Source organism: Cellulophaga sp. BC115SP (assembly GCF_009905545.1).
Lineage (GTDB): Bacteria > Bacteroidota > Bacteroidia > Cytophagales > Spirosomataceae > Flectobacillus > Flectobacillus rivi.
Genome location: NZ_JAAALB010000107.1, coordinates 1 through 3,495 on the forward strand (window position 1 = coordinate 1; position 3,495 = coordinate 3,495).

Here is a 3,495-nt window from a genome sequence, read left to right on the forward strand (position 1 = left end):
ATTTATGACCAGTACAAACAAACCAAAGATTTAAGCAAAGTAAACTACAACCAAGCTACCCTACGAGCAGCCACAACTGCTGTTATCGCTGGTTTATTGAACAGTGGCTTATCATTTTCAAAATTTTCTTTGTCATCCTCAGCGTTATTTGGGACAAAATTGGCTTGGCTTCGACCGAATCTGTTTGCGAATTTGATGACCTTAACTCGTGCAGAGCGAACCCAACTGGCAGATGCTCTACAAAGCGTTTCAGACGATGTATTGACGAGATTGGAAAATTCAACTTTTTTTGCGGACTTCTCCAAAGCAATATTAGTCTCAGGCAGTACGCCAAGTTCGGGCATCTTGAGCAGTGTAAGCCGTGTACAATCATGGGTGAACTCATGGTTAGGAATCAAGGATAAAGCCTTAAAGTGGGTGCGTTCGACCACCCTAACGGGTACATTGGGTATAATGACCCTAACGGGAACACCTCAAGTGGAAGCTCGTATCATAGATAATAGTGGCATAATCGAAACAGTAATGCGAGTACCCAATGTGGCAAGTGGTCTAATTAATGGAAACTCATCAGAGATAAGCAGCATCGTGAGTCAAGCCAGCGTAGTAGCCGAGGTAAATACAAGCCAAATACTCGACCAAACAGGCAAGGCATTAAGCAGTAGTTCAGGAACGTATGAGGTATTGCAAAGCACCATCAACTCAGTTCAAAACATTTTGGTAAGGCTAAAGACCTCAAGCACGACATCGACCCAACCAATTGTCTTGATAAAAGATGGTAAAACCTATAAAATAGGCGACGACAGCAAATGTGTTTACTGTGGCAAAACGGTACTAAAGCCAGCAAGCGGGGAAGACAATACCGAATACACCCTATGCCAAGACCTCAACACACTCCAAGCTCGAGGTGGCACCAACGGCACTGCAGGCGTATCAAAGTTATGCAGTGCATTTCCAACGGTAGCGAGCTTACGACCAATCGTGACTAAACTACTGAGCTTCACGAGTGGAGAGGTACAAAAGTTCTTTGGAGATATTATTAGCACTAGCAATTTAGGGAGTAATGTAGGTAGTATAACAGTGGCAAAATTATCGGCATGGCAGTATCTATATAGCAAACACAGCGATAATGCTGCTTACGCCCGTAATGATATGAGTACCTTAGAAAACTTTGGAAAATTGAATGATAATGTGAAGGAGTATATTGTAAAGTTCTCTGATGCAAGTGTAACTAACTCATCATTAAAAAAATTCTGTGCAGATTTAACAAAACCACTCGAAACAGGCTCAACAGTTCAGTTTTTGGATTATGTGAATGATGCTAATAATTTTACGGTAGTAAAGAAAATGGTAAGCCATAAACTCACTGCCGAGGAGTTTGAAGAAGTTGGCGAAGAATACCAAATAGAAACCTCATTGGTAGGTTTGGCTAAAACATGGGTGGACAGAAGCGATAAATTAGTAGAATTAAAGCAAAATGGCGAAGACGGACGCTTTTATGGCAAACGGGCAGTAGTGGCATTGCTGAAGAATAGCTTAAATTTAGGCATTGCAGACATAGACCAAAGCCAATACAAAGTATTTAATGAAGTACAACTATGGGTAGATAAAACCAAAGACCAATATATGATTGCCGATATTTTGTTGGTGAAGTTTAATGATGATGGAACAAGAATTTTAGATGTAATTATTTGTGAGAGCAAACTAAGTGCAGGAACAGACTACACTAAGCGACAAAAACAAGGTTGGCGGTTGATACATGAAGGAAAAGCGTTGGAGGTGAAAGTAGATGCTAATTCAGCAACCATTCAACAAACTTATCCCCCATCGCTTGGAAAAACTGCACCTCAAATAAATGCAGGTACATTTTTAAATATCAATAATTCAAAATATAAACGAATTTCTGATGCTGGAAGCAAAGATGGTGGATTTTCAATTTCCACTATTCCTATCAGCAATTATTCAACATATCAAGCAAAAAACTAAGAACATGATAAATTATATTGGTAAAACCCAAATCAAAAAATGGCTTGTAGAAGATTTAAAGTCTTTTTTAAAACAGTATGGTTTTAAAATTACTCCAAGTGTTAATGTGGATATAAAGAAAGATGACGAAGAAATAATTTTTGATACTTTTTTTGGTGTGTCTTTAACAGATGATATAGGGTTAAGTCATGCCAATATTCGATATAAAAAAGTTGAAGAAACTTTATTTAAAGTTACTGGCTTGCCTGTTTACAGTATTGGAAGTAGAACTATTTCTGTTTTTTCGGGTGAAAAATTTGGCATTTTAGCAACACTTGCTAAAAATAGGAATGATGTAACTAATATTTCAGAAAGTTTCAAGCAAGTATTTATTGAATGCTTTTTACCCGCCTTTGAAAAATACAGTGACCCAAAGAATGTTTTAGAACTTTGGGATAGTTTGGAAACCTCAAAAGAAAAGGGTAAATATTTTCAAGATTCTAATAATTATTCAAAAATATTAATTCTTTCCAAGATGTCTAATGATTTAAGGTACGAGCAAAGAATTAAAGAATCAATCGAGTTTTACGAGAACAAAATTAGAAATGGGGAAGAATATTATAAAGAAGAATTGGGTTATTGTGAGAAGGTCATTGAGTATTTAGCAAACAATGAAATTTAATGCACATGAACAAATAGACGATGTAATTATCTGCGAAAGCAAACTGAGTGCAGGCACAGACTATACCAAACGCCAAAAACAAGGCTGGCGGTTGAGATGATTATACGGTACTGTTACAGAAGCGTTTGTACCCTTGGCTTGTTAAAGGTCAAGGGTATTTTAATATAACCTGGATAGTAGTGTTAAGAAACTGTTTCATATCGAAAGTAGTTAAAACACCACCTTACCACCGAATACACCTTATGCCAAGACCTTAACACGCTCGAAGCCCGAGGTGGTACCAACGGCACTGCAGGCGTATCAAAGTTATGCAGTGCCTTTCCAACAGTAGCAGGTTTACGCCCTATCGTAACAAAACTATTAACCTTCACGAGTGGGGAGGTGCAGGCGTTTTTTGGGGATATAGCCCCAAGCACCTGCGGTGGTAGTGCCTATCTTTGCTCCCATGTATCAGAGTTAAATGTGGGAATCATAGATGCTTGGAAAGCCATGACTGATGCAGCAAATATAGGTACAGCCTTTGCCAGAGATTATCAACTGTTGGTGAAAATTAAAGATATTCGGGCAGATAATACCAAATTATCAGCATTTAATTATGGTACTATTGGTAGTTTCCAGCAGTTTTTGAGTACCTATAATACCGTAAATTGTAATACTTGCCCTCAAAATTTTGGGGCAGGTAGCGACCCAGATATTTTTGGTAAACTGACGGACATTATAGATAACACGCTTGGAGAATACCAAAAGCATAAGGATACACCCAATTTTATAGGCTTTTATCGTGGAGAACCCTTCGCAAAAGATGCCCGAAATAAGCGCGATGGTGGGCAGTTTATGCTTCGAGTAATGGC

Annotated in this window: 3 protein-coding genes; all 3 read left to right on the top strand. The window is 38.3% G+C overall.

The features are described from left to right. Window positions 1–1,983, top strand: a 1,983-nt coding sequence (locus GVN22_RS26875) for a hypothetical protein (RefSeq protein WP_166554092.1), incomplete at its 5' end; no start/stop codon positions are given. Between the two features lie 4 nt (window positions 1,984–1,987). After that, window positions 1,988–2,644 (top strand): hypothetical protein, encoded by a 657-nt coding sequence (locus GVN22_RS26880; protein WP_166554093.1) that lies wholly within the window; start codon window positions 1,988–1,990, stop codon window positions 2,642–2,644. Between the two features lie 462 nt (window positions 2,645–3,106). Next, window positions 3,107–3,495 (top strand): hypothetical protein (locus tag GVN22_RS26885; RefSeq protein WP_166554094.1); only part of this gene is annotated, 389 nt, incomplete at its 3' end.

Coding starts and splice junctions, on each gene's coding strand:
- GVN22_RS26880 (WP_166554093.1), top strand. CDS start 1,988: ATGATAAATTATATTGGTAAAACCCAAATCAAAAAATGGCTTGTAGAA.